This is a genomic window from Thalassobacter stenotrophicus (assembly GCF_001458315.1).
Classification (GTDB): Bacteria; Pseudomonadota; Alphaproteobacteria; order Rhodobacterales; family Rhodobacteraceae; genus Thalassobacter; species Thalassobacter stenotrophicus.
The window spans coordinates 18,232-44,710 of the sequence record NZ_CYRX01000024.1; the positions used below are offsets into that span (position 1 = coordinate 18,232).

30 protein-coding genes are annotated in these 26,479 nt (G+C 59.3%); 8 read left to right on the forward strand and 22 right to left on the reverse strand.

Annotation, left to right across the window (positions count from 1 at the left end):
* Positions 1-7 precede the first annotated feature (7 nt).
* The 7 genes from THS5294_RS06590 to THS5294_RS06620 form a co-directional block, all read right to left on the reverse strand.
* Positions 8-892 (reverse strand): MBL fold metallo-hydrolase, encoded by an 885-nt coding sequence (locus tag THS5294_RS06590; protein ID WP_058123118.1) that lies wholly within the window; start codon positions 890-892, stop codon positions 8-10.
* A gap of 21 nt (positions 893-913) precedes the next feature.
* Positions 914-1,348: a DUF6691 family protein gene (locus tag THS5294_RS06595; RefSeq protein WP_058123119.1), complete on the reverse strand. Its 435-nt coding sequence runs from the start codon at positions 1,346-1,348 to the stop codon at positions 914-916.
* Between the two features lie 3 nt (positions 1,349-1,351).
* Positions 1,352-1,786 (reverse strand): YeeE/YedE family protein, encoded by a 435-nt coding sequence (locus tag THS5294_RS06600; protein WP_058123120.1) that lies wholly within the window; start codon positions 1,784-1,786, stop codon positions 1,352-1,354.
* Entirely contained in the window at positions 1,787-1,996 is a 210-nt protein-coding gene (locus tag THS5294_RS06605) for a YgaP family membrane protein (protein ID WP_058123121.1), read from the reverse strand.
* A gap of 101 nt (positions 1,997-2,097) precedes the next feature.
* Entirely contained in the window at positions 2,098-2,778 is a 681-nt protein-coding gene (locus THS5294_RS06610) for a Crp/Fnr family transcriptional regulator (protein ID WP_058123122.1), read from the reverse strand.
* Positions 2,779-2,793: 15 nt separating this feature from the next.
* Positions 2,794-3,207 (reverse strand): thioredoxin family protein, encoded by a 414-nt coding sequence (locus THS5294_RS06615; RefSeq protein ID WP_058123123.1) that lies wholly within the window; start codon positions 3,205-3,207, stop codon positions 2,794-2,796.
* A gap of 15 nt (positions 3,208-3,222) precedes the next feature.
* Positions 3,223-3,936: a cytochrome c biogenesis CcdA family protein gene (locus tag THS5294_RS06620; RefSeq protein WP_058123124.1), complete on the reverse strand. Its 714-nt coding sequence runs from the start codon at positions 3,934-3,936 to the stop codon at positions 3,223-3,225.
* 189 nt (positions 3,937-4,125) lie between these two features.
* Here THS5294_RS06620 and THS5294_RS06630 point away from each other — a divergent pair, with 189 nt between their 5' ends.
* The 3 genes from THS5294_RS06630 to THS5294_RS06640 all read left to right on the forward strand — a co-directional run bounded on the left by THS5294_RS06630 (position 4,126) and on the right by THS5294_RS06640 (position 7,128).
* Positions 4,126-5,034, forward strand: a complete 909-nt coding sequence (locus THS5294_RS06630) for an MBL fold metallo-hydrolase (protein WP_370736574.1) — start codon at positions 4,126-4,128, stop codon at positions 5,032-5,034.
* Entirely contained in the window at positions 5,031-5,978 is a 948-nt protein-coding gene (locus tag THS5294_RS06635) for an MBL fold metallo-hydrolase (protein WP_058123126.1), read from the forward strand. Before THS5294_RS06630 ends, THS5294_RS06635 begins: the two co-directional genes overlap by 4 nt.
* A 91-nt stretch (positions 5,979-6,069) precedes the next feature.
* Complete coding sequence (locus tag THS5294_RS06640) at positions 6,070-7,128, forward strand: YeeE/YedE family protein (protein WP_058123127.1); 1,059 nt, start codon at positions 6,070-6,072, stop codon at positions 7,126-7,128.
* A gap of 5 nt (positions 7,129-7,133) precedes the next feature.
* Here the strand turns inward: THS5294_RS06640 and hemA are convergent, their stop codons facing one another.
* The 13 genes from hemA to THS5294_RS06705 form a co-directional block, all read right to left on the reverse strand.
* Positions 7,134-8,351: a 5-aminolevulinate synthase gene (gene hemA / locus THS5294_RS06645; protein WP_058123128.1), complete on the reverse strand. Its 1,218-nt coding sequence runs from the start codon at positions 8,349-8,351 to the stop codon at positions 7,134-7,136.
* Positions 8,351-8,785 (reverse strand): DUF302 domain-containing protein, encoded by a 435-nt coding sequence (locus tag THS5294_RS06650; RefSeq protein WP_058123129.1) that lies wholly within the window; start codon positions 8,783-8,785, stop codon positions 8,351-8,353. The genes hemA and THS5294_RS06650 overlap by 1 nt, the downstream gene beginning before the upstream one ends.
* A gap of 96 nt (positions 8,786-8,881) precedes the next feature.
* Positions 8,882-10,141 (reverse strand): NAD(P)/FAD-dependent oxidoreductase, encoded by a 1,260-nt coding sequence (locus tag THS5294_RS06655; protein WP_058123130.1) that lies wholly within the window; start codon positions 10,139-10,141, stop codon positions 8,882-8,884.
* Between the two features lie 18 nt (positions 10,142-10,159).
* Positions 10,160-10,867 carry a c-type cytochrome gene (locus tag THS5294_RS06660; RefSeq protein ID WP_058123131.1) on the reverse strand — a complete coding sequence of 236 codons (708 nt, stop codon included), beginning with the start codon at positions 10,865-10,867 and terminating at the stop codon, positions 10,160-10,162.
* A gap of 3 nt (positions 10,868-10,870) precedes the next feature.
* Positions 10,871-12,187 (reverse strand): c-type cytochrome, encoded by a 1,317-nt coding sequence (locus THS5294_RS06665; RefSeq protein WP_072936777.1) that lies wholly within the window; start codon positions 12,185-12,187, stop codon positions 10,871-10,873.
* Positions 12,171-13,433 (reverse strand): sulfite dehydrogenase, encoded by a 1,263-nt coding sequence (soxC, locus tag THS5294_RS06670; RefSeq protein ID WP_038008175.1) that lies wholly within the window; start codon positions 13,431-13,433, stop codon positions 12,171-12,173. The genes THS5294_RS06665 and soxC overlap by 17 nt, the downstream gene beginning before the upstream one ends.
* A gap of 21 nt (positions 13,434-13,454) precedes the next feature.
* Positions 13,455-15,152 (reverse strand): thiosulfohydrolase SoxB, encoded by a 1,698-nt coding sequence (gene soxB, locus THS5294_RS06675; protein ID WP_058123132.1) that lies wholly within the window; start codon positions 15,150-15,152, stop codon positions 13,455-13,457.
* Between the two features lie 93 nt (positions 15,153-15,245).
* Entirely contained in the window at positions 15,246-16,085 is an 840-nt protein-coding gene (gene soxA / locus THS5294_RS06680) for a sulfur oxidation c-type cytochrome SoxA (RefSeq protein ID WP_058123190.1), read from the reverse strand.
* A gap of 49 nt (positions 16,086-16,134) precedes the next feature.
* A complete protein-coding gene (gene soxZ, locus THS5294_RS06685) occupies positions 16,135-16,464 on the reverse strand; it encodes a thiosulfate oxidation carrier complex protein SoxZ (RefSeq protein ID WP_038008173.1) in 330 nt (109 codons plus the stop codon).
* 24 nt (positions 16,465-16,488) lie between these two features.
* Positions 16,489-16,911 carry a thiosulfate oxidation carrier protein SoxY gene (soxY, locus tag THS5294_RS06690; RefSeq protein ID WP_038008172.1) on the reverse strand — a complete coding sequence of 141 codons (423 nt, stop codon included), beginning with the start codon at positions 16,909-16,911 and terminating at the stop codon, positions 16,489-16,491.
* 21 nt (positions 16,912-16,932) lie between these two features.
* Positions 16,933-17,409: a sulfur oxidation c-type cytochrome SoxX gene (gene soxX, locus THS5294_RS06695; protein ID WP_038008171.1), complete on the reverse strand. Its 477-nt coding sequence runs from the start codon at positions 17,407-17,409 to the stop codon at positions 16,933-16,935.
* Between the two features lie 152 nt (positions 17,410-17,561).
* Entirely contained in the window at positions 17,562-18,122 is a 561-nt protein-coding gene (locus THS5294_RS06700; RefSeq protein WP_058123133.1) for a thioredoxin family protein, read from the reverse strand.
* A gap of 33 nt (positions 18,123-18,155) precedes the next feature.
* The gene (locus tag THS5294_RS06705) at positions 18,156-18,896 is read right to left on the reverse strand and encodes a cytochrome c biogenesis CcdA family protein (protein WP_058123134.1); all 741 of its coding nucleotides are present in this window, start codon (positions 18,894-18,896) and stop codon (positions 18,156-18,158) included.
* A gap of 83 nt (positions 18,897-18,979) precedes the next feature.
* Here THS5294_RS06705 and THS5294_RS06710 point away from each other — a divergent pair, with 83 nt between their 5' ends.
* From THS5294_RS06710 to THS5294_RS06730, 5 genes are all read left to right on the forward strand, one after another.
* Positions 18,980-19,342, forward strand: coding sequence for a thioredoxin domain-containing protein (locus tag THS5294_RS06710; RefSeq protein WP_052068502.1), 363 nt, complete (start codon positions 18,980-18,982; stop codon positions 19,340-19,342).
* Positions 19,343-19,360: 18 nt separating this feature from the next.
* The gene (locus THS5294_RS06715; protein WP_038008165.1) at positions 19,361-19,732 is read left to right on the forward strand and encodes an ArsR/SmtB family transcription factor; all 372 of its coding nucleotides are present in this window, start codon (positions 19,361-19,363) and stop codon (positions 19,730-19,732) included.
* A 40-nt stretch (positions 19,733-19,772) separates the two neighbouring features.
* The gene (locus THS5294_RS06720; protein WP_170863242.1) at positions 19,773-20,825 is read left to right on the forward strand and encodes a YeeE/YedE family protein; all 1,053 of its coding nucleotides are present in this window, start codon (positions 19,773-19,775) and stop codon (positions 20,823-20,825) included.
* Between the two features lie 92 nt (positions 20,826-20,917).
* The gene (locus THS5294_RS06725; RefSeq protein ID WP_058123135.1) at positions 20,918-22,036 is read left to right on the forward strand and encodes a metallophosphoesterase family protein; all 1,119 of its coding nucleotides are present in this window, start codon (positions 20,918-20,920) and stop codon (positions 22,034-22,036) included.
* Positions 22,033-24,663: an AAA family ATPase gene (locus THS5294_RS06730; protein ID WP_058123136.1), complete on the forward strand. Its 2,631-nt coding sequence runs from the start codon at positions 22,033-22,035 to the stop codon at positions 24,661-24,663. Before THS5294_RS06725 ends, THS5294_RS06730 begins: the two co-directional genes overlap by 4 nt.
* Here THS5294_RS06730 and THS5294_RS06735 read toward each other — a convergent pair.
* The gene (locus THS5294_RS06735) at positions 24,660-25,496 is read right to left on the reverse strand and encodes a universal stress protein (RefSeq protein WP_058123137.1); all 837 of its coding nucleotides are present in this window, start codon (positions 25,494-25,496) and stop codon (positions 24,660-24,662) included. The genes THS5294_RS06730 and THS5294_RS06735 overlap by 4 nt on opposite strands.
* Entirely contained in the window at positions 25,493-26,476 is a 984-nt protein-coding gene (locus THS5294_RS06740; RefSeq protein WP_058123138.1) for a 2-dehydropantoate 2-reductase, read from the reverse strand. The genes THS5294_RS06735 and THS5294_RS06740 overlap by 4 nt, the downstream gene beginning before the upstream one ends.
* Positions 26,477-26,479 lie beyond the last annotated feature (3 nt).

The following is a 26,479-nucleotide window of genomic DNA, read 5'->3' on the forward strand; positions in this document are numbered from 1 at the left end:
GTTGCGCCTAGAGACCGTTGACCGGCACTTTGAGCATCGGATTGCCGTCTTTGTCGGTGGGCACTTCGCCTGCGCGCATGTTAACCTGTAGCGACGGGATAATCAGCCGCGGCATACCGAGCTGTGCGTCCCGCTCGGTACGAAACTTCACGAAGTCTTCCTTCGTTTTGCCGCCACCCACATGGATATTATGGGCTTTTTCATCGGCTACCGTGGTCTCCCACTGGATATCGCGACCATTAGGACCGTAATCGTGGCACATGAACAACCGCATCTCATCCGGCAGCGCGAGGACCTTCATGATGCTGTCGTACAAGGTCTCTGCGGAGCCGCCGGGAAAATCGCACCGGGCAGAGCCGCCATCGGGCATAAACAACGTGTCGCCGACAAAGGCCGCATCGCCCATCACATGCACCATACAGGCAGGCGTGTGGCCGGGCGTGTACATCGCAAAACACTCCATCTCACCAATGCGGTAGCGGTCGCCATCCTCAAACAAAGCATCAAATTGGCTACCGTCACGCTGGAACTCAGTCCCCTCGTTAAAGACCTTGCCAAAGACGTCCTGCACCACAGTGATCTTGGAACCGACACCGATCTTGCCGCCCAAACGCTCTTGGATATATGGCGCAGCACTCAGGTGATCGGCATGGACATGGGTTTCAATGATCCACTCAAGGGTCAGGCCGCGGGCTTTGACCTGACGGATCAATTCGTCGGCATGTTCAAAGGTGATCCGACCCGCCGCGTAGTCGATGTCCATGACGCTATCGACAATGGCACAGCTGTTCGAGGCTGGGTCCTTTACAATGTAACTGATCGTGTTTGTGGCCTCATCAAAGAAAGCCTGCACATCCGGTTTCAGGGACGTGTTAACGGGGTAATTGGTCATAATGTATCCTCCCTTGTGCAATCACGCGGCCTGCGCGTTTCGTGTCGCAATGGATTGAAGAAGCCTGGCAATAACGATGCCCGCGATCAAAGCTGCAACGAAGATCAGAACCTCGCTTCGGCCTGTTCCAAGCGCCGGAAGCGCGCCGCCCGGGCAGAAACCCGCGATGCCCCAACCCACGCCAAAAACAGCAGAGCCGCCCAGCAGCTTTGCATCAAGCTGTCGTGCCGTCGGGAGCGCAAATTTCGCCGCGAACAATGGGGCCTTGCGGCCCAAGGTTAGCCGATACCCTATAAACGTTGTGATCAGCGCACCGCCCATAACGAACATCAAGGACGGGTCCCAAGTGCCCGCCACATCGAAGAAGTTCAAAACTTTGGCAGGATTGGCCATGCCAGAGATCGAGATGCCGATCCCGAAAACGAGACCAATGAAATAAGTGAGTACGAACCGCATGATTTATCCTCCGATCACATGGCGCACGACGTAGACGGTGACACCCGTAGTCGCCATGAACGTCAGCGTCGCCGCAAGCGACCGAGGCGATAGCCGCGCCATCCCGCACACGCCATGACCCGACGTGCAGCCAGACCCAAACGTGCCACCAATGCCCACGATCAAGCCGCCCACGATCAACATTGTGTTGGACACAGGTACCGTGACCGTCGGCATCGCACCGGTCAGCGCAAGGATCACCAAAGGCCCCGAAACCATGCCCGCCAGCAATACCGCCCGCCACGTGAAATCCGAGCGTGAAGTCGGCTGGACCAATCCCGCCAAGACGCCAGTGGCGCCGAAAATCCGCCCCTGCACCAGCATCAAAAGCGTGGCGGCAAGCCCAATCAAGATGCCGCCGCCAAGCGACATCCAAGGTGTGAATTCTGTTTCAAACATTTAGCAATCCCGACAGGTTTTGAGGCCGATAATGCTATAGAGAGGGCAATTGCCCACCAGCGCGGTCAGCGTGAACACAGCCGCCACACCGATGCCAAGGTAGAACAAAACGCCACTGCCAAGTGCACCGGACACCAAGGCCAAGAACAGCAGGACCAACGCGACAGCGACACGTGCGCCACGGTCCAATTTTCCCATATTCGTCGTCATGTCGATCTCCTTTTCAGAATCAGATCATCATGACATTGGCACGGGCTGCCCAATTGTGACGGTGACATTTGTCACTGTGCCGTTGGATTATTGTCGGAGGCTCATTGCGCGTGGGCCTTGCGCACCATCCGCTGCAAATCGGCCATAGCAACCAACCTGACCTCCCCGCGGGATTGTTCCACCCAGCCGCGCCGCTGGAATTCAGCGAGCGTGCGGGAAATGACCTCTCGCGCGGTGCCCAATTCCGTACCCAGCGCCTGGTGGGTCGCCCGGACGATACCGCGATCATCGGCCAACTCTAGCAGCCGCGCCGCAAGCCGCACATCCATGCGTTGGAACACGATATCATCCACCAAGGCGAACAAATCCGTGATCCGCTTGGAATAGGCCTTAAAGACAAATTCCCGAAAAATCGGGGAGCGCACGAGCATATCGTCAAACGTCGCGCGGGGTATCGCGACAGCGCGCATGTCAGTCTCGGCTATGCCTTCGGCGGAGTATTCCTCAAAGGCCAGCACGCAGGCCGTCGTCAGAATGCAACTGTCCCCTTCGCTGACCCGGTAAAGCGTGACGTCCCGGCCTGTTTCGGATTTTTGCGTGACGCAGATCGTGCCTTCTAGCAGCAAAAGCAAGCGGTCTGCCGCCTCACCTGGGCGAAAAATCGTGGTGCCTCGGGGCAGTGAAATCACCTCGGACCCGCCCACCAAGTCAGCTTGCAGCTCAGCCGGCAGGCTCATCAATCCGGGGAACCGGTCAATCCAACTTTCGGCCACTGCGCGCATCCTTACTGCCTGCGTTTACCCTTGTGGCGCAGATAGCCCGGCATCCATCAACGCCTTGATCTGAGCCTCTGACGTGCCCGCGACCACACGGCCCAGTTCATCCTCACCGCGCAGAACAATCAGCGTTGAGCGCCGCGGAATACCGCGAAACACGGTCACGTCATCGGCCTTATAGGTGTCCCAATCCACCTTCACAAACGTCATTGCTGCATCATAGCTGGGATCGGCCGCGCGCAGGGCATTGATCACACGTTCCTGCCGCTTGCAGGTGCCGCACCACGTGGCCGAATAATCCACGAAAACGGTTTTGCCTTCGGCCAAGGCCGCCTCGATCACACCAGGTGTGTAGTCGACAAAATTTGCGGCCTGCGCGTTCATTGGGATCAAAGCCAGCGATAGGCTGGCAGCCAGAAAAAGACGACGGTGCATAGCGGTATCCTTTTACTAAATGGAAACAGAAAGATCTTGGAGCCAGATCGGCATTACATTTAAAAGCCACCCCTCGATCAGGTGATGAACCTCAAAAAACAATAGTGCCCCGATGGCGAGAAACGTGGCTCCGATTATCGGCTTGGAGCGCTCAGCCAATCCACGCAGCGCCTGTGCACGAGGGCGAATGGCTTCTTGTGCGCCAAAACCCAACCCAAGAATAAGGGTCGAAACCCCCATGGCAAAGGCCGTCATGATCAGGGTGACATAACCAAGGTTTTCGCCCTGAGACGCCAGCGCAATCGCACCCCCAAGCGTCGGTCCAATACACGGCGACCATACCGTACCCAGCAACAAACCACCCGCGAATTGACCCCGCAGTGACCTCGCATTCAGGGTATTCATGCGCGTATCCGCCCCCGCCGCGACACCCGCTGTCGCCATCTCAAACCGTTGGGCGAACATTGGCACCACAAGGATCAGACCAAAGGCCATCATCATAACCGCGCCTATTTGGGCCAGTCGGTCTTGGGTCAGCCCGATACTTGCCCCAAAGGCCGTGACCAACACGCCGAATACGACAAACGACACGCTCATCCCCGCGGCCAACGCCAGTGGCCCCGCGCGGTGCGCATTCAACGCACTAACCAAAACAATTGGCAAAACCGGCAGCACGCAGGGGTTAATCAGCGTCAAAAGACCCGCGAAATAGGCAAAGACAAATTCCATGGCCGGGCTTGTTTCCTTGGGGTTTAGGGCGTCGGAGACGTCAGTTGCCCTACTGGTCCCACACCAACAGGCCCGCTGTCACTTAACCGCTTGTCACATTAGCGTGTTGGCGCGCGAAGTTCCGCATTTTCTTGCTTTGATCCTAAAATACATTCATATTCACATTCAAGAATTTATCGGAGGAAGATCGTGACACTCTCACGCCGCACATTTTTGCAAGGCGCCGCCGCCCTGCCCGTTCTGGGCGCGATGCCCCGCTTGGCCACCGCGAACATGGCACTTGGGTCCGCCACATTGACCACGGTCAGTGATGGCTCCCTGATGCTGCCGGGCAGCTTTATCTTTGACCCGATGCCCAAGGATGAATTGGCCCCGATCTTGGCGCAATACGGCCAAGACAGCGAACGACTGACGCCGGAATGTAACCTCGCGCTTTATCGCGATGGGACGAACACGGTGCTATTCGACGTAGGCTCCGGCCCCGACTTTATGCCCACTGCGGGCACAATCGTCGACAGCCTTGATGCCATCGGCCTCGCCCCCGAAGACATCACACATGTGTTGTTCACCCACGCGCACCCCGATCACATCTGGGGCCTGCTGGACGACTTTGATGAGCCGCTTTTCTATGAGGCTAGCTACATGATGGGCCGTGCGGAGTGGGATTATTGGTGGAACCCGGAAACCGTGAACACCATCGGCGATGCGCGTGCGGCCTTTGCCGTCGGTGCTAAGCGACGGATGGAAGCGATTGAGGAAGCCGTCATGCTGTTTGACGACGACGACGAAGTTTTGCCCGGTATCGCAGCGCTCTCAACCCCCGGCCACACCCCCGGTCACATGGCCTTTGAGGTCCGGCAGGGCACAGAGGCTGCACTGATTGTGGGGGACGCAATCGGCAACCACCACGTGGCTTTTGCCAAACCCGGCTGGGAAAGCGGCTCTGATCAGGATGGCATCACGGCTGCGGCCACGCGCCAAATGCTGCTTGACCGCCTGAGCCAAGAGCAGATGGCTTTGGTTGGCTTTCACCTGCCAGACGGCGGTATGGGCCGCGCCGAAAAAGAGGGAAGCGCCTACCGCTTTGTGTCCGCATGAGCCTGCGTATCCTGATCGCGGCCCTCTGCCTCGCATCCCCCGTTTGGGCCAGCGAAGACATCGCTGATCAATACCCCGGCTCGGCCCTTTACTCCAAACCAGTTGAGGTGATCCCGCACGTCTGGTCGGCCATCGGCGCAACGGCGCCGCCGACGTATGAAAACAGCGGCCACAACAACAACCTCAGCTTTGTCGTTACTGGCGACGGGGTTGTCGTCGTGAACGGTGGCGCGGCCTATGTTTTGGCCAAGGCCCTGCATGAAGAAATCAAGGTCATCACCGACCAACCGGTCAAATTGGTCATTGATGAGAACGCTCAAGGCCACGCGATGTTGGGCAATTCGTATTGGGCTGAACAGGGCGTTCCGATCCTTGCCCACGTTGATGCCGCCCATGAAATCGCGGAAAACGGTCACCGCATTCTAGAGGGTATGAAGCGGTACAACCGTGACAAGGCCGAGGGCACATTTGTCGCCCCTCCGACCCTCACCTTCGAAGACAAATACATCGTTGAAATGGGCGATTTTCGCATCGAAGTCCTGCACCTTGGCCCCGCCCACAGCCCCGGTGATACACAGGTTTGGTTGCCGAACCAAAGCCTCGTGATTGCGGGGGACATGGCGTTCCATGAACGGATGCTGCCGATCTTTGAGGACACGATTGTCTACGATTGGATCGAAACCTGGGACACGTATTTTGAGCCCTTGGGCGCGACTTATGTGATCCCCGGCCACGGCCACCCAACCAACATGGACCAAGTCCGCCGCTACACCCGTAACTACCTTGTCCACCTGCGCGCGGTCGTGGGCGCACACCTAGAGGACGGCGGCGATTTGGCCGGTGCTTACTACGTGGATCAAAGCGCTTATCGCAACCTCGACACATTCGAGGAACTGGCCACGAAAAACGCGGGCTTTGTGTATGAGCAGATGGAGTTCGAATAGGCCCCGCCCCCGCCTGAACCGCGTTTGACCTAGGTCAACGATCTGCGCGCACAGAGGCGATAGGCCAACGGAAGGATCAAAAGGGCGCCGCATGGAAACCTTAATCGACACCTTCGGAGAGCCGACTTTGATGTTGGTGCTTGGCCTTGTGGTCGGGGCGGTCTTTGGGCTGGCGGCCTATCGGTCCCGATTTTGCCTGCGGGCGGCTACTGCCGAATTGGCCGAGGGGCGCGTCGGAGCAAAACTGATGATCTGGCTCGCGGCCTTTACCACTGCGGTCGTCAGCGTCCAAAGCGCCGTTTGGATCGGCGCGCTAGATGTCTCAAACGCGCGCCAACTGGCCAGCGTAGGCTCCATGTCAGGCGCAATTATCGGCGGGCTGATGTTTGGGGTTGGGATGATCCTCGCGCGAGGCTGCGCCAGCCGTTTGTTGGTGTTGTCGGCCTCCGGCAACCTGCGGGCCATCATCACGGGGCTGGTGCTGACGTTGACGGCCCAAGCTTCCCTGAGTGGATTTCTTTCACCCGCGCGCGAACAAATCGCCGGGCTTTGGGTCGTTAACGGCGGTACCGCCCGCGCGCTTTTCGCGCCAGATAGCCCACTTTTGCCTGTAGCCATTGCACTATGCACCACGTGCCTTGTTGCCGTGTTGGTCATTGGGCCGCGCCGTGGTGCACCAAGGGCAGACCTTGTGGGCGCTATGATTGTGGGCCTTGCGGTATATGCAGGCTGGCAAGGCAGCTACGCCATCGCCAACGCATCCTTTGAGTTGGTTGCGGTGCAATCCGTGACCTTTACCGGCCCGTCCACCGACACGCTGATGACCCTTGTCACGGCGCCCAGCATGCCGGCGAGCTTTGGCATGGGGCTCGTGCCGGGGGTATTTTTCGGTGCGATGATCGCGGCTATTTTTATGGGCGAGGCCCGCATCCAGCGGTTTGAGCCGAACGTGCCCATGGAACGCTATCTGTTTGGCGGCATTCTGATGGGGTTTGGCAGTATGTTGGCGGGGGGCTGCGCCGTTGGTGCAGGAATGTCCGGGGGCGCGATCTTTGCCATGACAGCTTGGGTCGCCGTGTTTTGCATGTGGATCGGCGCGATGACCACCCATGTCCTGCTGGGCGCAATGGGTGACCCGAAGCTGATCTAGTCCAACTACTGTGCCGCGATCGGCTGCCGCGCCAGTTGGCACTGGGTCCAAAGCGCCTCAAGTGCGGTGACCAATTTCGCGACATCCTGCGCGGTATGAACCGGCGATGGCGTGATCCGCAGCCGTTCGGTGCCCTTGGGAACCGTTGGGTAGTTGATCGGCTGAATGTAGATGCCATGATCCCGCAGAAGCGTGTCAGAGATGAACTTACACTTCACCGGATCCCCGACCATCACTGGGATGATGTGGCTGGGATTTTCGATGTGCGGCAGGCCGATGGCATCCAACTGCGCCCGTACTTCGGCCACACGCGCTTGGTGCACGGTACGCTCCTCGCAGCTGGCCTTAAGGTGCCGGACCGATGCCGCAGCACCCGCAGCCACCGCAGGCGGCAACGCGGTCGTAAAGATAAACCCACTCGCAAAGGAGCGCACAAAATCACACAGCTCAGCCGAGGCGGCGATGTAGCCGCCAACCACGCCAAACGCCTTGCCCAAAGTGCCCTCAATCACCGTCAACCGGTCCATCAGGCCCAGCTGCTCTGCCAAACCTCCGCCGCGCGGACCATACAGGCCCACGGCATGGACCTCATCGAGGTAGGTCATGGCACCGTACCGATCCGCGAGATCACAAATCGCCTCAATCGGGGCGACGTCGCCATCCATTGAATACACGCTCTCAAACGCGATCAATTTGGGCTGTTCGAGCGGAAGGGCCGCCAATTTCGCCTCAAGGTCCTCTAGGTCGTTATGTTTCCAGATGACCTTTTGCGCGCGCGAATGGCGGATACCTTCGATCATAGAGGCATGGTTCAACGCATCCGACAGAACGACACAGTCCGGGATTTCGGACGCCAGCGTCCCCAATGCGGCCCAGTTGGACACATAGCCACTGGTGAACAGGAGCGCCGCCTCTTTGCCATGCAAATCTGCCAACTCGGCCTCTAGTAGGACGTGATCATGGGTCGTGCCCGAAATATTCCGTGTGCCGCCAGCACCTGCGCCGGTGCGGTCCAGCGCCTCGTGCATGGCGGCCAACACATCGGGATGCTGCCCCATGCCGAGGTAGTCGTTTGAACACCAAATCGTCACGTCACCCTCGCCCGAGTGGCATTTCGCCCGTGGGTAAGCGCCGCGATGACGCTCTAATTCCGCAAATTCTCGGTAATTGCCCTCATCACGCAAAGTATCGAGGCGGCTGCGGAAGTAGTCTTGGTATTTCATCAGTTGCCCACGGCCTCCGCCACGATTTGTTGCATCAGGTCTTCGACGGCCTGCATCGAGCCTTCTGGATAATCCTTATGACCGACGGTGACACCATCGTCCGTTTCCATGACGAATATCCCGTAGGGACAATAGGTGATGTTCATCGGGTCGGCCTCCATCACTTGGCGCGAGACAACTGCCGAGCAGAACAAAAAGATGTCCGCTTGCGAGAAAATCATCGTATCGCTGCCCACGTCCGCGCCGGTGCGGTTCAGCATTTCGCCCACATGGCTCACGTAATCGATCACCAGCCCTTGGCCGACAATCGCACTTTCCACAGCAAACGTGGCGTCATCAAAACTGCCATCGAATGCATAGGTAAATGCTTCGTTCGCGACAGCAGGGGTGCAGAGCATGGCGCCGAATGTGGCAGCCAGAATTGAATGTTTCATCAGTCTATCTCCTTCCGGTTGCCAAAGTCTTACAAGTCTATGCGCCCCGGACTTTGCGCGAAATCAATTCCGGGACGCATTTGTTTTAAATTGGGACTAGCCCATCATGTCGGTGGTGATGCCGGTGTACCAACCCTCGGATTCGAGGTAGGTCGCCTGACGCACATCCGCGCTTTCGCCGGTCTGTGAGATGAACCCATCGACCTTGGCGATTTTCTCTGGCGTGGCCTCATATGTGGCGCCCACTTTCACACCATCGCCCGTCGCGATCAGCGACCAGCAGGTGTTTGAGAACTTGGCCGGGAACACACGGCTGCCCGTCAGCGCGCCGCGGACGGCATTCGCACAGACCTTCGCCTGAGAGTTCGCGGAGAAGCCCGATTTCGGCATGTCACCTTGGCTGGAGGCATCGCCCAACACGTAGATGTCCGCGTCCGCCTTGGTGGACATGTCCGCTGCATTGACCGGGGCCCAGTTGCCTTCGGTCACGCCTGCCATATCCGCAATGCGGCCTGCCTTCATGGCTGGGATCACATTACAGACATCCACATTGGTCACTTCGCCGTCGATGGTCAGCGTCATCGCGCCGGGATCGACCGAGACATTGCCACCACCGAAGTCATCGCCGATCCAGTCGACCATACCCGAGTAGTGGTTGGCCCAACCCTCTTGGAACAGCGCCATTTTTGAGAACTTGGCTTTGGGGTCAGCCACGATGATTTTGGCTGTTGGATTGTTCTGCTTGAGGAAGTGCGCGACCATCGACACCCGCTCATACGGCCCGGGGGGGCAGCGGTAGGGGTTCGGCGGGGCGACCATTGCGAAAGTTCCGCCTTGGGGCATGCTTTCGAGTTGCGCGCGCAGCAGTTCAGACTGCGAACCGGCCTTGTAGGCATGGGGCATCGCGTTTTGTGCGCTCAGGTCCCAACCTTCGACAGCGCCGTCCACAAAATCGATACCTGGCGACAGGATCAGCTTGTCGTATGGCAGCGAACCACCACCCGCGAGCGATACGGTCTTGGCATCACGGTCCACACCGACGGCCCAGTCGTGCACCACATTCACGCCACCAGCGGCCATGCCACCATAGCCATGACCCAGCTCTTCCATCTCCTTGAACCCGCCCAAATAGAGGTTCGAGAAGAAGCATGTGTAGTACCGGCGCGTCGGCTCAATCAACGTGACGTTGATGGCGCCTTTGCTGTCTTTTGCGATGTAGCGCGCAGCGGTTGCACCGCCCGCGCCGCCGCCCACGACAACGACGTTCGGCGTGCCGGCAGCCCGCACCATTGGGGCCGCAAGCGTCGCAGCTGCGACCGCGGAGGTCGTGATGAAAGTTCTTCTGTTGATCGACATGGTGTCTCCCTTCCCTGTCTATTCTTCGATATTTGCGAAGTAAGCAGCCAGTGCGGCGATCTCCTCATCACCAAGACGCCCGGCCACCATTTGCATGACAGGATGAGCGCGCTGCTTGTTCTTGTAGGCGTGCATGGCGAGCACAAAGTCCTCCTCCCGCCACAACACGATTGAGGGGATCCCGTCATCCCCTCCCGTTGCCTGATGGCACGTGGTACATTCACCGCTCAGGTATTCACCATATTCCGCATCCCCCACCAACGCGAGGATCGCGGGATCAAGGTCATGGTCAGGTACTGTGGCGGTGGGATCGGCCTCGGGAATGTTGGCCGGATCGTCAGAATAAATACGCAAGAACGCGATCACGTTCGCGCGGTCTTGTGGGTCCTTGAGGCCACGAAAGCTCATCCGTGTGCCGCTGGCCAAGGCGCGTGGGTTCTCAAGGAACACATCAAGCGTATCGGCATGCCACTCAAGCCCGCTGGTCCCGGCACGGGTCAGGGCCTTAGAGTAGCGGAAATCCTCGTATCCTGCCGCGGGGCGTCCGAAGATGCCGTTCAAGTGCGGGCCGATGCGATGCTCGGCCCCCTGCCCCACCTGATGGCAGCGCTTGCACTGGTTGTAGATTTTCTCACCGGCGGCGGCATCCCCAATGGGGTCGGCCGCCACAGTGATGGGTGACATCACCGCAGCGACCGACAGGGAGAAAAGGAAACCCCGAAACATCAATCAGTTCTCATAGGACTTGATGTAGGCGATGACTGCATCCAGATCTTCGGCCTTTTTCAAGCCAGAGAACGCCATCTTGGTGCCGTTCATGTAAGCCTTGGGTTGAGCAAGGAAAGCAGCCAATTCGGCCTCATCCCAAACGCGACCCTCTTCCTGCGCCGACTGGAACACGCGCGAATAGCCGAAGCCATCGACCGATCCCATCTCACGCCCAAACAGGCCGTTCAAATGCGGGCCGGTGCGGTTTTTGGCACCATCGCCGATTTGGTGGCAGGACTTACACTTCCGATAAACACGCGCGCCTGCGGCGACCAACTCAGACCCTGCATCTGCGGGTGCAGCGGCAGGTTCTGCGGCAGCAACCTCAACCGGCTTTGCGGCGGCTTGGGGGATAAACGCAGCACCGCTGGCCGAGAACGAGGGCAAGCCTTCGATCGTGGCTGGGTTCATCATCGATTCCGTGCCACCCTCCGCCGGGGTATCGACCAAAAATACCGAGCGCATAGTCACTTCGGTCTCAGGCTTGCAGTTGTCCATGCAAGGTTCTGTCCGCCACTGGCTATACTCCAGCTCAGCCCGATCATCGACCACGAAACCGTCTTTGTTGTGCATCTCAAACTCAGCAAAGTTTTCGTGCGAAAGTTCAAAATCATCATCCACCAGATCGTTCGAATAGAGGATGTAGGCGACAATCGCATAGGTCTCATCGGCCGTGAGCGTGCCTGCTTCGCCGAACGGCATGGAGCGGTGGATATAATCCCACGCGGTCGACAGATGCGGCCAGTAAGACCCCACAGTCTTTACCGGATCCTCATCGTCTAACGTGTCAAAACCACCCGCAAGAACGGGCCAGTTGTCGGCACCTTCTGCGAAATCCCCGTGGCAGGATGCGCATTTTTCGGCGAACACTTCTTCGCCCCAATACGCGTCACCACGCCCTTCGGGCAAACCGCGACCATCGGGCAGGACATCAACATCCCAGGCGGCGATTTCTTCGGGGTGCGCCGCGCGGCCCAAACCGTACCCGCCGTCGGCCACAGGGGCCGGAGCGGTCAGATCAACGCCCATTGCAGCCGTGGCCGCAGCGGCCGCCTGAACGGCCTCAAACTCAGCCTGGAGTTCGGCGGCGCGTTGCGCCTCGGCCCGGGCTTTTTGCGTTGCCGCAGAGGCGTTGGCCTCAACCTGAGCAACGCGCCCCTCCAGCGAGGAGATCTTGTCATTGCCGTAGTCGCGGTTCGCAATCGTAATCGCAAGCGCCGCCGCAAGCGCGGTGCCCCCCGCTGCAGGCAAGAAAATTTGACTAAGAGACTTCGACATTCTCGGCGACCCCTTCTGCGTTCACGTACCAGGTCTGGATACAGTTGTTGTGATAGACGGCGTTCTCGCCACGCTGCTCACGCAGCTGATCTTTGGTTGGTTGCACGTAGCCGGTTTCGTCCATGGCACGAGCCTGCAACAGCATCGGCGCACCATCCCAGTCGACATCAAGGTAGAACCGGGTCAGCGCCTTGGTGTCGCCCTGTTTGCCCAAACGCGCGGTTTCCCACGTGATGCCGCCATTGCGAGACACATCCACACGGGTGATCTGGCCGTGGCCAGACCATGCAAGCCCCGAGATAACCAAAGGTCCTGCGCCATGTTTGATCGGCATTTGCGGGCTGGGCGAGGTGATAACGGATTTCGCGTCCATCACCCATGTCCATTTGCGTGCTGTGCCGTCCTCATAGACGTCAGTGTACTTGGAGGTTTCCTCGCGGCTTTCGACTGCGCGATCCACGACCTCAATCCGGCGGATCCATTTGACCCACATATTGCCTTCCCAACCAGGCACGACGAGGCGCACGGGATAGCCGTGCTCCATCCGCAGGGCCTCACCGTTGGCCTTGAATGCGACCAACACGTCATCCAGCGCTTTTTCCATCGGGATGGAGCGCCCGTTGGACGACGCATCCGCGCCCTCCACATAGACCCATTTGTCGAGCGACATGTCCGCACCAGCCTCGGCCAGCAGGGTCCGCAGCGGAACACCGGTGTATTCCATGTTGTGGATCATACCATGAGTGAACTGCACACCGTTCAGCTGAGCGCCCGCCCATTCCATGCCGGTGTTGGCCGCACATTCGCAGAAATACACGTGGTTTTCACGTGGGAAGCGCTCGATGTCCTCGTAGGAAAACACCAGCGGCTTATCCACAAGCCCGTTGATCATCAGGCGGAAGTCATCCTTGGCCAGCTCAATCGCACCAGAGTGGTGACGTTCAAACGCACAGCCCTGCGGGGTGATCGTGCCTTCTAGCGCATGGATCGGCGTAAAGTTGATCGACGAAATCGGCGAAGCCGTCAGCCATTCCACATTGCGGCGCACCACATCCTGCTCAAAGCGGATGGGCAGGCCGTAGGGCGTTTCGTCAACGCCCGCACCAAGGTAGGATTCCCAATCCTGAAGCTCTGTGATCAGCGGATCGGGGCCCGCGGCATTTGCGGCACCCGCAACCGAACCAGCGGCCACGGCGGCGCCCCCCCGAAGGAAGGCGCGGCGGGAGGGTTTGAACAAATCACTCATGGATCAAATTCTCCGGTCTACTTATACGCCGACAACGTCGACGCTGTTGTTTTCTGACACCGTGACGGTGCCAATTTTACGGATGTGGTTTTCCACCACGTCCCAAATCTGCGGGCCCTCGGTGCCTTCGTTCACACTGGCCCAACCCGCGACCACGTAGGCGCGCGCAGGGTCAATCGGCTCACTCGTGCTGAGCAGGGTCATGTTTGAAATCCGCTCGCCTTGGGGCTTGGACACATCAATCCGGTAACCAAGGCCACCAGTACGAACCATGTCGCCGCCCTGTTGATAGAAAGGATCGGGGTTAAAGATGTTGTCCGCGACATCCTCGAGCACGACCTTGAGGAACTCACCTGTCATCTCGGAACGGTAGGCTTCACCATAGCTCATGGAGGTGACGTTAAAGATATCCTCACGGGTGATGTCCTGACCCGGGATCAACGATGGCCCCCAACGGACGCCGGGGCTGAGCGCGATCTCGGCCTCACGCTCTGACAGCAGTGCGTCACAGATCAGATCATCCCACGTGCCGTTAAAGTTACCGCGGCGGTATAGCAGGCTGTCGGTCTGCCCGATCACTTCGGACAGTTCAGCCGCATAAGGAGCGCGCTGCGCATCGATCAGGGAGGACATTTCCGCATCGGGCGTGATCACGTCCGAGAAGATCGGGATCAGCTTGGTGCGGTACCCCATCATACGGCCATCACGAATATCAAGATCCACGCGGCTGACGAATTTACCATTCGAGCCGGAGGCCACGATAATCGTGTCGCCGACTGTGACGGCCTCTGGCAGCGCATCGTGGGTGTGACCCGACAGGATCACGTCAATGCCCGGCACAACGCTGGCCATCTTTTTATCCACGTCAAAGCCGTTATGGCTCAGGACGACAACACATTCAGCGCCTGCGGCACGGACCTCTTCAACCATTGAGGCCATGTTTTCATCGCGAATACCGAATGAGAATTCGGGGAACATCCAACGCGGGTTCGCGATGGGCATATAGGGGAACGCCTGCCCGATGACCGCGATCTTGGTGCCGCCACGCTCAAACATCTTGTAGGGCGGGAACAGGTCGGTGGGTTCGTCCCACTCAGCGTCGAAAATGTTCTGACCGAGAGCCGCAAAGGGCAGCCCCTCAACCAGTTCTGTCACACGGTCGCTGCCGAGCGTGAATTCCCAGTGGAAGGTCATCGCATCAGGCTGCAACGCGTTCATGACGTTGACCATGTCTTGGCCTTGGGTCTTGTGACACGTGTAGGAGCCGTGCCACGTATCACCCCCATCCAGCAGGATCGCATCGGGGCGGTCCGCACGGATTGCGTTAACCACGGTGGCCACACGGTCCATTCCGCCAACCTTGCCGTAGCCCTGAGCCAGGGCCGAGAAATCGCCGGAGCTAAGCGCGTAGTGGCTCGGGCTGCCGTCCTCGATACCGTAAAGCTTGCGGAAATCGGCACCCGTGACATGGGGCACAGCGCCCTTGTTGCCGCCCACGCCGATATTCACCGAGGGTTCACGGAAATAGATCGGCTTGAGCTGGGCGTGGATGTCGGTGATGTGGATCAAAGAGACATTGCCAAAGGTGTCGAACTGCAAAAGCTGGTCCTGCGTCAGCCGCTGCTGTGCCGCCAGTCGTGCCCAGTTCCCGAAACCAGAACCGCCGACCAGAGCCGAGGCAGCCATACCCACCTGAAGAAAATCGCGCCGCGAAATCATGTGTCTCTCACTCCAAATTACATATGCGCATAAGTGAATGTTATGCGGCGAGAAAAGGCCCCGGGATGAACCGGAGCCTTTTGCTTAGTTTCGTTAGTTGCGGACCGAAGGGCCCTCGACGCTGAGGCCATTGCCGCGCGAAGCGACATACAACTCAAGGGCGACGAAATCAGCCGAACCGGGCTTGAACGTTTCGGCGCGTGTGTCACGGACACAGCCCTTGAAACGTGCATGCACGGAATTGAGCTTGGTGTTTTTCAGACGGTACGTTGGGAAACCGTTGATCTGACCTTGGCTCAGGTGGTCGGCACGGATCATCATGCCATAGCTGTCTTCGTGGCAGTTGGCGCACGAAAGCTCCAGCTGACCGGTGCGGGTGTAATACAGTTCTTTGCCCTGCTCCCACATGGATTGCGCAGGACCGTCAATCGCGACGTTCACGGGCATCCCACGGGATACGGACGAAATAAGCGCGGTCATGTTGGTCATGTCCCCGCCTGTGTATTTCCACTTATCGGCGCCCATCTGGTTTTCACGGCAGTCGTTGATCTGCATTTCCAGGGTGCGCACTTCACCAGCGGCCTCATTCCACTTGGGGTAAACCGCACGCACACCGCGCAGCGATTCCACATCCTCGTGGCACGACGCGCAGGAATTACCCTTGGTGCCGTCAGCCGTGCTCCACACTTCGGCTGCCGCCTCGACGAAAATCATCGCGGGGTTTTCGAAGTCGTCCATTTGCAGCGCCTGCGTCTCATCGGCGCGGAAACGCCAGCCGGAGTACACCGTGCTGAGGTTTTCAGTATGCGCCGGAGCCGCAGCTTCGGTGATCATTTCGATCTCTTCGTTGACGACCAGTTGGTCGGTGTCCGGCTCTGCGTTGGCCCCTGCGGCCACACAAGCGGCTGCAGCAAAGGCAATGGCACGGGTCAGTGTCTGGGGTCTGTTCACCTTGAGTCCTCCCTCACGCGGTGTTGGTCGTTCAGCCGATCTTGATGGACTTCGTTTCCTCGTAGACCGAACCGTCATCGTCGTACCACGTGAATTTGAATTCGCCGGCCTCAGGCACGACAGCATCAAACTGGAAGTACGGATTGGTTGAGATCGCAGGCTCAAGCGCCACGTCCACCACGTTTTCGCCGTTAAATTCGGTCGTGAAACGGTTGATGATCGAGCGTGGGATGGGGTTGCCATCGCTGTCTTTACGCTGGCCGCTTTCCATTTTGTGACTGATCAACGTCTTGATAGTGATCGTTTCGCCAGCTGCCGCTGTTTTGGGAACTTTGACCCGGGGTTTTACACCAGATGCCATTGGTTATCTCCTTGTAATCTAATGTTAGCCGCCGCAGCCGCCGATGGTCACTTTGACGTTGGCCTTGGCCATCTGGAACGAACCGTCTTCCATCTTGGCGACGGCGACAACGTTCTGCGTCGTGGCAAGGCGGATACGTGTGGCAGCACTGCGCGAGGCGCTGAGCGGACCAAACTTAAAGGTCGCAACGCCGGGTGTTGGGTTGCCGTCAGCAAACAGCGTGATCGCGACTGCGCCGGGGGCGTCAACAGCGACAGGCACCGTATTACCGTTTTCCGCGATTTCAGGTGCGGTGATTGTGATCGCGCCTTCGCCAGCTTCCGCGCCGCCTGTCAACGCAGCAATCGCGTCGTCGGTCAGGCTTGCGTAGGCGGATGCGCCTGTGATGCTCGCGATAGCGAACGTGCTGGCGCCGATTGCGAGCAGCTTACGCCGTGTCAGTTCCATGTTTGGCTCCATCTTGTAGAGTTAATCGTATTTGAGGGTCATCAGGTAAGCGACGACATCCTCGATCTCTTGTGCGGTCAGGAGAGGCTTAACCTCGCCCTCGGGGTGTGCTTTGCCGGTGTAGGCATCGCCCAAGCGGGTAAACCCGGAGGTTTTGTAGAACGACGGCATCATGCTGCCCTCGAACATGATCTTTGCGTTGGCAACGATCCCACGCAGCTCTGCTTCGCTCCAGCGGTCGGCGACGCCATCCAGCATCGGGCCGATTTCGCCGTGGAACGGCAGGTGGTTCAGCGCGGTGACTTCATGACATGCGATGCAGTTGCCCGCACCTTTGTTCATGATGACTGCCCCGTTTTCGGCATTGCCCGGCGTGCCCGTCAGTGAGGTGGCAACAGCACCGTCCACGTAGGCCACATCCTGAGGCTTAACGATCTCTGCCGTTACTCCGGTAGCGGTCAATGCGATGGCCGCTGCGGCCAGAAATGCAATTTTCATGCGTCCTCCCTAGGTCGATTCATTGCCCTTATAGGTTGCACACTACGGGATACAATGGACGCAACGCAATATTAAATTCAATAACTTGAATTTTTCTATTTGTTTCGCTCACGCAGAAATTATCGCAATATTCTTTTTGCGCCCGCAGAAAGTCATTCATTTTGCTCAGAAAATTTTCTGGCATGGTACTTCTGAAAAGGCTCATCTCCGGCGTAGCCTTGCTCAACAACCCAAGTCAAAAGGTTGAGCGTTGTCCACCGTCCAAAGGCCCCTGGCATGTGAACAACCGCAGCTTGTGGCGCGGACATAGGGTCTTCAACCTTTTGGGGAAAGAAATAGAGGCTCGGCGTGAACAACGCGCCCCACCGTTTGACCATGTCTTTTTCGGGCAAGGTTGTGCCGTCAAAATCCGTCACCTCGACGTCGCCGAACATGTTGATCTGCACCACAAAGAAATGCTCGTCGATATAATCGGCCACCTCGGGCACCACAAAGACCTCTTCGTGCATCTTCTTGCAATAGATGCAGCCGCGCTGCTCAATCAGGATCATCAGGCGTTTGCCCTCGGCCGTGGCTTCGGCAAGGTCTTCGTTCAGATCCTTGAACGTATCTCGCATCCAAGAGGCTTTGTGCAGGCCATCATCGCCAATATTAGCCGCGAAAGTCGCCGTGGCGAACAGGCAAGTCCAAATCAATGTCATCAAGAATTTCATCGGGTTTCTCCCACTCCATGGTTTCATAATCCGTCAGCCGAGCGTGCCAAACCACGGGATATGCTCCAGCATCCAGTTGGCGATAATGTTGATCGAGTTCGTCGCGATCAGAACGCCGAACAGGATCAAAAAGGCCCCCATCAGCTTTTCCATCAGGCCAAGATGCCGCCGAAACCGGACCATCCACGCCATGAACGGTCCAATAAACAGGGCGGCGGCAATGAATGGCAGGGTCATGCCCAACCCGTAGGTGAACAAAAGCCACGCCCCCTGCCCTGCGGTGTCCTGTCCCGCGGCTGTGAACAGGATCGCGGCCAGCACCGGCCCGACGCAAGGCGTCCAGCCAAAGGCAAACGCCAGCCCGATCACGTAGGCGCCAATAAGGCTGACGTTCGATGTGGTGCCCGCGTCCGCGCGAAACTGCCGGTACAGCACGCCGATGCGTACAACGCCTAGGAAATGCAGCCCCATCGCGATGATGATAGCCGCCGCGACCCACCGCAAAACGTCAAAGTATTCACGGACCATTCCGCCAAAAACCGTCGCAGTCGCGCCCAGCCCCACAAAGACCGTGATCACCCCCAACGCAAAGCAGCACGCCGCAATCACCGCGCGGATCCGCACTGCGCGCGACACTTCTGCCTGCGCCGAAATCTGGTTCATCCCGACGCCCGCAAGATAGCTCAGGTAGAACGGCACAATCGGCAAAATGCAGGGTGACAAGAAAGACAGCAGGCCTGCAAATAGCGCGCCGAAAAGGGTAACATCGAACATGCCGCAGGGGTCCTTGCCTTGTGATATTCAAACATTAGATTATGATAAGTGATAGATTTTCGTCAATAAGAGCCGCGCACCCCATGCTCAAACCATTGGCCATTTTGCTTTTTACTCTGCTGCCCCAAACCGTTGTGGCGGACGTCCGGCTATTCATGGCTGAGGAACGGGGCTGTTATTGGTGTGCGCAGTGGAATGAGGAAATCTCTCACATCTACCCCAAAACGCCCGAGGGCCGGACCGCCCCGCTGGTGCGCTATGACCTTCATGGCGACACCCCGGATGTGGCATTCGTGCGCCGCGTCAGCTTTACGCCGACCTTCATTTTGGTCCAAGACGGCGTTGAGGTGGGTCGGATCGAAGGCTATCCGGGTGAAGATTTTTTCTGGGGATTGCTCGGCAAAATGTTTGATCGTGCAAATATCCCTTTTGACGAGGCGGGCTGATCGACTATGACACCCAATATGACAAGCCAAGCCGACACCTCTGCGAGCCAAGCCTCGCGCCTACCCGTCTTTGACGCCAACACCTGCCCGGACGATATGGAACGGATGATGGACAACGCCCAGCGCGCGTCCAACTTCCTGAAAGCGATCAGTCATGAGGGCCGCTTGATGATCCTGTGCCATTTGGCATCAGGGGAAAAGTCGGTAACGGAGCTAGAGGAATTGCTGTCCGCGCGCCAAGCGGCCGTGTCCCAACAGCTGTCGCGCCTGCGCCTTGAAGGCCTTGTGACCCCGCGCCGTGACGGCAAGGCGATCTACTACAGGTTGACAGATGACCGCCCCAAACAGATCATGGAAGTTGTATACGACCTATTCTGCCGGGAGGATTGAGCCAACAAGCCCCTTGCAAACAGGTTAGGGGAGGGCTCTCGTGCTAGACGTACTCGGAGAAGCGAACACTGTTGCACTCATCGGATTGATGGGTGGCATAGCGCTTGGAATGGCCGCGCGGTTTGGGCGGTTCTGCACATTGGGTGCTATCGAAGACTACCTCTATGGCGGTGACGATCTGCGCCTGCGGATGTGGGCCATCGCGATCGGCGTGGCGATCTTGGGCACACATATCGCCCTGAGCCTTGGCTGGTTCGGCACCGACGGCGTCACCTATCTGGACCGCAAGTGGAACCCCGTTGGTACAATCATCGGCGGGCTGATGTTTGGCTACGGCATGGCGCTGAGCGGCAATTGCGGCTACGGCGCGCTGGCGCGTTTGGGGGGCGGCGATCTGCGCGGGTTTGTCATCGTATTAGTGATGGGGTTGTCCGCTTATTTCGTGATGTCCGGCCCGCTCGCCTCCACACGCGTTTGGCTGTTTCCGATTGAGGACAACGCGCTTCAACCACAGGGCTTTACGCAGCTATTCGATGGTTTTGGCATTTCGCCCCTGACGACGGGGCTTTTGTTTGGCGGCGGTCTTCTGCTGTTCGCCCTCTCCAAATCTGAGATGCGGCACAGTCCTTCCAAGGTCTTTTGGGGTGCTGTCGTTGGCCTTGCGATTGTGTCCGGCTGGCTCGGCACATACTGGATCGCGACCACAGGGTTTGAGGTTGAACCTATCGAGACCCATGCCTTTGCCGCCCCTTTGGGGGATACGATTTACTACAGCATGACCGCCTCGGGCAACGCGCTGTCGTTTAGCGTCGGATCGGTACTGGGTGTGGTGATCGGCGCGGCTTTTGGCTCTTATTCCAAGGGCCACTTCCGGTGGGAGGCCTGTGATGACCCACGCGAATTGCGCCGCCAGATGACGGGTGCTGCGATAATGGGACCCGGGGCGATCCTTGCGATGGGGTGCAGCGTGGGCCAAGGGATTTCGGCGTTCTCGGTCCTTGCCTACAGCGCGCCAGTCACTTTTGCCGCCATCTTTCTAGGAGCAGCCTTGGGCTTGCGCCAGTTGATCACGGGCTTTGCCGCGATTGACTGAGCAGGGTTTGTCGGCTTGCGATCCCGCATAGGCTTGGGCACAGTACCGGTTCATGAGCGGCCTCGCCGCGCGACCCAAAGGCCCGTCACCCCGTGCGTTTTCTTCACACCGCAGACCTGCATCTGGCCAAACCTTTTGGCCGATTTGATGAGGACACACGCGCCGCTTTGCGTCACGCACGGCTGACGGCTCTGCGCGCGATTGGACAGGCCGCGCGGGACCACAAGGCTGATGTCATCGTCATCGCCGGGGACACGTTTGACGCGGAAACACCGCCCGCGAAAACCATCAACCGCGCGCTTCGTACCATCGCCGACGTGCCAGAGGTGACATGGGTTTTGATGCCCGGCAACCACGACAGCCTCGCCGCGGTTGAGCTGTGGGAGCGGATTGCCCGCGACGCGCCCGACAACTTGCGCCTCGCCCTCGCACCGGAGGTAATTGAGATTGGGGAGGATGTCGCGATCCTGCCCTGCCCGCCCACCGTGCGTGCGCCCGGCATGGACCTGACGGCATGGACCGCACAATACGAAACACCGGGGCGCATCCGCATCGGCCTTGCCCATGGGGGCGTCGTCGATTTCGGGTCCGAGGCTGCGACGCCCGCGATCATCCCCCCGAACCGAGCCGAAACGGCTGGGCTAGATTACCTCGCCCTCGGCGATTGGCACGGACAAATGCAGCTGACCCCGCGCACATGGTACGCGGGGACGCCGGAGCCCGATAGTTTTAAGGGTCACCCACCGGCCGGGGCGCTGTTGGTCGATATCCCGGCCCCCGGAGCCGAGCCTGTTGTCACCCCAATACATTTGGGCACGTTCCAGTGGCACGACCTGAACTTACAGTGCCTTGAGGGGGTCGATCCGCTCGACCAACTGGCCCAGACGTTGCCTCAGAAAGACCGTGACACGGCGCTTGTGAAACTCACGCTCAGCGGTCGATTGGGGCTGTCGGATCATGCTGCACTCTTGTCCGCCTGTGAGGGGTTGCGCGAAGACTTTCACCACTTTGAGGTGCATGCAGATACCCTTGGCATCGCACAATCTGTGACCGATCTGGACCTGATCGCAGAGGCCGGTGCCCTGCGCACAGCGGCAGACAACTTGATGGCCGCCACGGACCTAACAGGTCGCAGCGTTGAGGACGCGCAAGTGGCGCAAATCGCACTGACCCACCTCTTTCACCTCGCGCAAGAGGACCGAGAGGCATGAAGCTGCGCAGCCTCAAACTGCACAATGTGCGCCGCTTTGCGGGCCAAACCGCGCAGATCGGCCCGTTTGGGGATGGCCTGACGACGATCACAGCCGAAAACGAGCAGGGCAAATCGACGTTCTTTGACGCTCTGCACGTCCTGCTGTTCTCAGCCCACAGCTCGCAGTCGCAGGAGGTGAAATCGTTACAGCCGCACTCCGGCGGGCCGGTTCAGATCGCGGCTGAGATTGAGCTGGATGGCCATAACTATCGGATCGAGAAAACCTACCTGCAACAGCGCAGCGCGCAAGTGATCGACGCGAGCACGGGCGCAATCGTGCAACAAGCGGGTGATGCGGAAGCTTGGATCGAGGCGCATATCCTGCGCGCGCACAAAGGACCGACGGGTCTGTTGTGGGTGCGCCAAGGTATGAGCCATGTGGACCCAACCGGCCGCGACAAAGATGCGGACAACCTCGCCGCGCGGCGCGATCTGATGTCGAGCGTGCAAGGCCAGATTGACACCGTAACCGGCGGGCGGCGCATGGACCGGATCGTTGGCCGCGCCCGCGCAGAACTGGATACGCTGGCCACCAAGACCCTCCGCCCCAAGGCAAACGGCCCCTGGAAAGACGCTGAGGATACCGCTGAAGCGCTTGAGCTGAGCTGTGATCAGTTGCAGCAACAGGTGCGCAAACTTTCTGCCGCGCTCAGCCAGAAACGCAGTGCCAAGGCGCGGCTGAGTGCCCTGAATGACCCCGAACTTGCCCAGACCAGAGCCGCGAAAATCAAAGCGGCGGCTGAGGCACTCAAGACCGCGCAAGGGCATCTTGCCAAGCTCAACGAAGCCTCCGCAGCGCTGGATTTGATCACCCGAGAGGAGGCTTTGGTCGCCCAATCCCTCCGGGATATGGACGCGATGCGTGACCGCCGCGCGACCCTTCTGCGGGACCTAAAGGCTCAAGAGGACGCTCATGCAAAGGCCACGCAGGCGGAGGCGTCAGCGGCCCAAGCGCTGAGTGCGCAAAAAGAAAAGCTCGCCACGGCTCAAGCGGACCGCCAAGACCTTGAAGCCGCACGTCAGGCCGCACAAAAAGCGCAAGCGACCGCACAGAAATGGGACCGCCTGCGCGCCCTTACCCGCACCCGAGACGCACTGATCGCACCGCGCGCCGCGTTGCAGGACGCGCAAACCGCGCTCAGCACGACGCCCGAGGTCACATCAGCCGATATCGAAGCATTGGACGCCTTACGGATCAGCCTGACAGTCGCGGAGGAGCGCCATAACGCGGCAGCCGCCAAGGTGGTCTTGCGCCCCGAGGGCCATGCCAAGGCCACGCGCGATGGCGCCCTCATTGCCCCAGAAACCGATCTGCCGATCGACGCGGACATGACGATAACGCTTGAGGGGTACGGCGCGGTGCGGCTTGTGCCCGGATCGGCTGCAGACAGGGGCAAGCGCGACGCATTGCGCACACAGATGGCCTCACAGCTGGCAGCCCTTGGCGTCGCCGACGTGCCAGCCGCTCGCGCAGCCCTGTCCGCGCGGCAAGAGGCCAAGGCAGGTGCCGCAACGGCCAGGGCGCAGATCGCGGCCTTGGCGCCGGATGGCACGGACGCGCTGGAAGCAACCTGGCGCACGCTTTGCGCGGAGCTAGACCATGCCGCAGATGCGCCCTTGCCTGCCCCAACTCATGAGACGCAAACCACTCAAACGCTAGATCAGACCGCGCATAAGCTGGACGCAGAGATTGAGGCCGCCCGTGCGCCCCTAGACGCACTGCAACAGGCCGTGACCCAAGCAATCACCGCACGTGCAAAGGCCACCGGCGCGTTAGAGCGGCTTGCCACTGAACAACAGGCGTTAGCCCCCGCCCCTGATGAAGACAGCCAACGGACCGACCTAGAGGCAAAGCGCACCTCACTGGCCGAGCAACGCGCCAAGGCCGACGCGGAGGTCGCGACGCTGCAAGCCATCACACCGGATGTGAGCGCCCTAGAAGCCGCGCACCAACGCCTGATCGGGGCACAAACCGCCGATGAAACGGAACGCCGCGCGCTTGAATTACAACTCGCGGGACTAACGGCTGAGATCGGTGTGCAAGCAGATGCCGGCGTAGAAGAAAAGCTGGCTGAGACCGAGGGGCAGTTGGTTCAGGCCCGCACACGTGCGGCCCGCTATGCCCAAGAAGCGCAGGCCTGGGCATTGTTGATCCAAGAGCTAGAGGATGCCCGGCAAGCCGCGCAGGAGACCTATTTCGCACCCATACGGGCCGAATTGACACCACTTTTGGCGCAATTGCACGCCGGGGCCGCGTTCGATCTGGACCCTGATAAAATGCTTGTCCGCTCAATCACACGCGACGGTGTGACCGACACCCTCGATGTGCTTTCGGGTGGCGCCTATGAGCAAATTGCGATCCTGACGCGGCTGGCCTTTGCCCGTCTGTTTGCCAAACAAGGCCAACACGTACCGATCATTTTGGACGACGCGCTGGTGCACACAGACGATGCGCGGATCGAGGCGATGTTTACCATGCTAGCCCAGACCGCGCAGAACCAGCAGATCATCGTCCTAAGCTGTCGGACGCGCGCCTTCTCAGACCTGGGCGGCACCCGCGCGGCCATCCGCGTGGGCGTTAATTAATGGCTCATCAAGACCGGAATGTTGGCCCGCGCGGCGATGTCATGGGTAACCCCGCCGATCAGACCTTCGCGCAGGGGCGAATGTTCATACGCCCCCATCACCAACAGTCCAGCGCCGGTTTTTTCACAATGTGAAACAAGCGTATCCGCGATGGGCCGCCGCTCCCGCGGGAGTTCGGTTAGCGTGACTTTGACGTCATGCCGATCTAATACCATTGCCACGTCGATCCCCGGCAAACTGTCCGCGAGGGGCGAGCGCCCGACAGAGACGATCTCAACCTCGGCTTCGGTTTTCAGGATTTGCATTGCATCCGCCAAGGCCCGCGCCGCTGCGCGCCCACCATCCCACGCAATCACGGCACGCCCGTTAAACACACTTCCCGTGTGGTTCGCAGGAAAGGTCATCACAGGGCGCCCGCTGTCAAAGGCCACGCGATCGGGATGAATTTCGATGTGCGCCAAGTTATGCTCATCGTTGGTCTCGTGCATGCCGAGCACAGTTAGGTCAAACAACCGCGCATACCGCGCCACCGTGCGCTGCACTGAGCCGCCGCTATCGATCCAATGCAGCTTATCTGCCGGGACATTACGGCACGCTTCAAAGAACTTTTGTTGAATTTCGGCTGTCGGGCTATCGGCGGCCTCTAGAATGGCGGCCTGTACCGCCGCAGGCATCCAGTTTTGCTTGATCTGACGCGACAGCATCGGATTGCCATGCGCAAACAGACCATTGAGATGCGCATCAAAGTATTTCTGCACGGTAACCGCCCCGGCAAGGGCGGCGTCTGAGCCGGGCAGGCCGTTGTAGGCGACAAGGATATTTTTGATGCTCATGCCCCGTACAACCCCGCTGTGCGGCCGCGCAATTTGGTGAGCGCGAGGACCGTATCGATGATCGGCGTGGGCGTGTCTGTCACGCGGCCAAGCTCCTGCACGGACCCCAAGAGGGCGTCAATTTCCATAGGCCGTCCCTGTTCCAAATCCTGCAACATGGATGTGCGGTGCGCGCCGACAGCGGCTCCTCCGTCGATCCGACGGTCCACGTCTATGGGAAATTTGACGCCCAGCTTTTCAGCGATGGCTTGCGCCTCTAGCATCATGTTGCGCGCAACGGGGCGGGTGCCTTCGTCGGTGCACAGCACGTCGAGTGTTGCGTGCGTCAGGGCCGAGATCGGGTTAAACGACAGGTTCCCCCACAGCTTCACCCAAATCTCATCGCGCAGCCGTGGGCGAACGGGCGCCTTCAGGCCCGCCGCAGACAGCGCCTTGGACAGCGCCATGGCACGCTCGGATTTTGATCCGTCAGGCTCCCCCAATGAGAACCTGTTGCCTTCGATATGTTTGATGGTGCCGGGTTCTTGGACCTCAGCCGCTGGGTACACCACACAGCCCAACACGCGGTCTGGACCAAAGCCGTCCCATTGCGCATTGCCGGGATCAACACTGGCCAGCCGCGTACCTTCCAGCGCGCCACCAATTTTGTGAAAATACCACCACGGCACGCCGTTTACGCCCGACACGATGGTCGTATTTGGCCCAATCAGCGGCTGCATGTTGGGCACGACTGCGGGCACCGAGTGAGCCTTGAGCGTGACAATTACATAGTCCTGAGGACCAAGATCAGCGGGATTATCGCTGGCCGTGACGCCCACGGTTTGCGGTGCGCCGTCTTCCTCAATCAGGGTTAAGCCCTTGGCTTGCATGGCGGCCAGATGCGGGCCGCGTGCCACCAAGGACACGTCCGCCCCGGCTTGCGCCAATTTCACGCCCATATAGCCGCCGATCGCGCCGGCGCCGAATACACAGATTTTCATAGG

Bases quoted from the DNA above. Each gene is read 5' to 3' on its own strand.
- THS5294_RS06650 (WP_058123129.1), bottom strand. From the start codon at position 8,785: ATGAAACATTCAATTCTGGCTGCCACATTCGGCGCCATGCTCTGCACC.
- soxZ (WP_038008173.1), bottom strand. From the start codon at position 16,464: ATGGCATCTGGTGTAAAACCCCGGGTCAAAGTTCCCAAAACAGCGGCA.
- THS5294_RS06715 (WP_038008165.1), top strand. From the start codon at position 19,361: ATGACAAGCCAAGCCGACACCTCTGCGAGCCAAGCCTCGCGCCTACCC.
- hemA (WP_058123128.1), bottom strand. From the start codon at position 8,351: ATGAAATACCAAGACTACTTCCGCAGCCGCCTCGATACTTTGCGTGAT.
- THS5294_RS06605 (WP_058123121.1), bottom strand. From the start codon at position 1,996: ATGACGACGAATATGGGAAAATTGGACCGTGGCGCACGTGTCGCTGTC.
- THS5294_RS06660 (WP_058123131.1), bottom strand. From the start codon at position 10,867: ATGTTTCGGGGTTTCCTTTTCTCCCTGTCGGTCGCTGCGGTGATGTCA.
- THS5294_RS06620 (WP_058123124.1), bottom strand. From the start codon at position 3,936: ATGGAATTTGTCTTTGCCTATTTCGCGGGTCTTTTGACGCTGATTAAC.
- THS5294_RS06710 (WP_052068502.1), top strand. From the start codon at position 18,980: ATGCTCAAACCATTGGCCATTTTGCTTTTTACTCTGCTGCCCCAAACC.
- THS5294_RS06590 (WP_058123118.1), bottom strand. From the start codon at position 892: ATGACCAATTACCCCGTTAACACGTCCCTGAAACCGGATGTGCAGGCT.
- THS5294_RS06740 (WP_058123138.1), bottom strand. From the start codon at position 26,476: ATGAAAATCTGTGTATTCGGCGCCGGCGCGATCGGCGGCTATATGGGC.
- THS5294_RS06640 (WP_058123127.1), top strand. From the start codon at position 6,070: ATGGAAACCTTAATCGACACCTTCGGAGAGCCGACTTTGATGTTGGTG.
- THS5294_RS06700 (WP_058123133.1), bottom strand. From the start codon at position 18,122: ATGAAATTCTTGATGACATTGATTTGGACTTGCCTGTTCGCCACGGCG.
- THS5294_RS06595 (WP_058123119.1), bottom strand. From the start codon at position 1,348: ATGCGGTTCGTACTCACTTATTTCATTGGTCTCGTTTTCGGGATCGGC.
- THS5294_RS06610 (WP_058123122.1), bottom strand. From the start codon at position 2,778: ATGCGCGCAGTGGCCGAAAGTTGGATTGACCGGTTCCCCGGATTGATG.
- THS5294_RS06600 (WP_058123120.1), bottom strand. From the start codon at position 1,786: ATGTTTGAAACAGAATTCACACCTTGGATGTCGCTTGGCGGCGGCATC.
- THS5294_RS06615 (WP_058123123.1), bottom strand. From the start codon at position 3,207: ATGCACCGTCGTCTTTTTCTGGCTGCCAGCCTATCGCTGGCTTTGATC.
- THS5294_RS06705 (WP_058123134.1), bottom strand. From the start codon at position 18,896: ATGTTCGATGTTACCCTTTTCGGCGCGCTATTTGCAGGCCTGCTGTCT.
- THS5294_RS06665 (WP_072936777.1), bottom strand. From the start codon at position 12,187: ATGTCGAAGTCTCTTAGTCAAATTTTCTTGCCTGCAGCGGGGGGCACC.
- THS5294_RS06655 (WP_058123130.1), bottom strand. From the start codon at position 10,141: ATGTCGATCAACAGAAGAACTTTCATCACGACCTCCGCGGTCGCAGCT.
- THS5294_RS06735 (WP_058123137.1), bottom strand. From the start codon at position 25,496: ATGAGCATCAAAAATATCCTTGTCGCCTACAACGGCCTGCCCGGCTCA.
- soxC (WP_038008175.1), bottom strand. From the start codon at position 13,433: ATGAGTGATTTGTTCAAACCCTCCCGCCGCGCCTTCCTTCGGGGGGGC.
- THS5294_RS06730 (WP_058123136.1), top strand. From the start codon at position 22,033: ATGAAGCTGCGCAGCCTCAAACTGCACAATGTGCGCCGCTTTGCGGGC.
- THS5294_RS06635 (WP_058123126.1), top strand. From the start codon at position 5,031: ATGAGCCTGCGTATCCTGATCGCGGCCCTCTGCCTCGCATCCCCCGTT.
- soxB (WP_058123132.1), bottom strand. From the start codon at position 15,152: ATGATTTCGCGGCGCGATTTTCTTCAGGTGGGTATGGCTGCCTCGGCT.
- soxY (WP_038008172.1), bottom strand. From the start codon at position 16,911: ATGGAACTGACACGGCGTAAGCTGCTCGCAATCGGCGCCAGCACGTTC.
- soxX (WP_038008171.1), bottom strand. From the start codon at position 17,409: ATGAAAATTGCATTTCTGGCCGCAGCGGCCATCGCATTGACCGCTACC.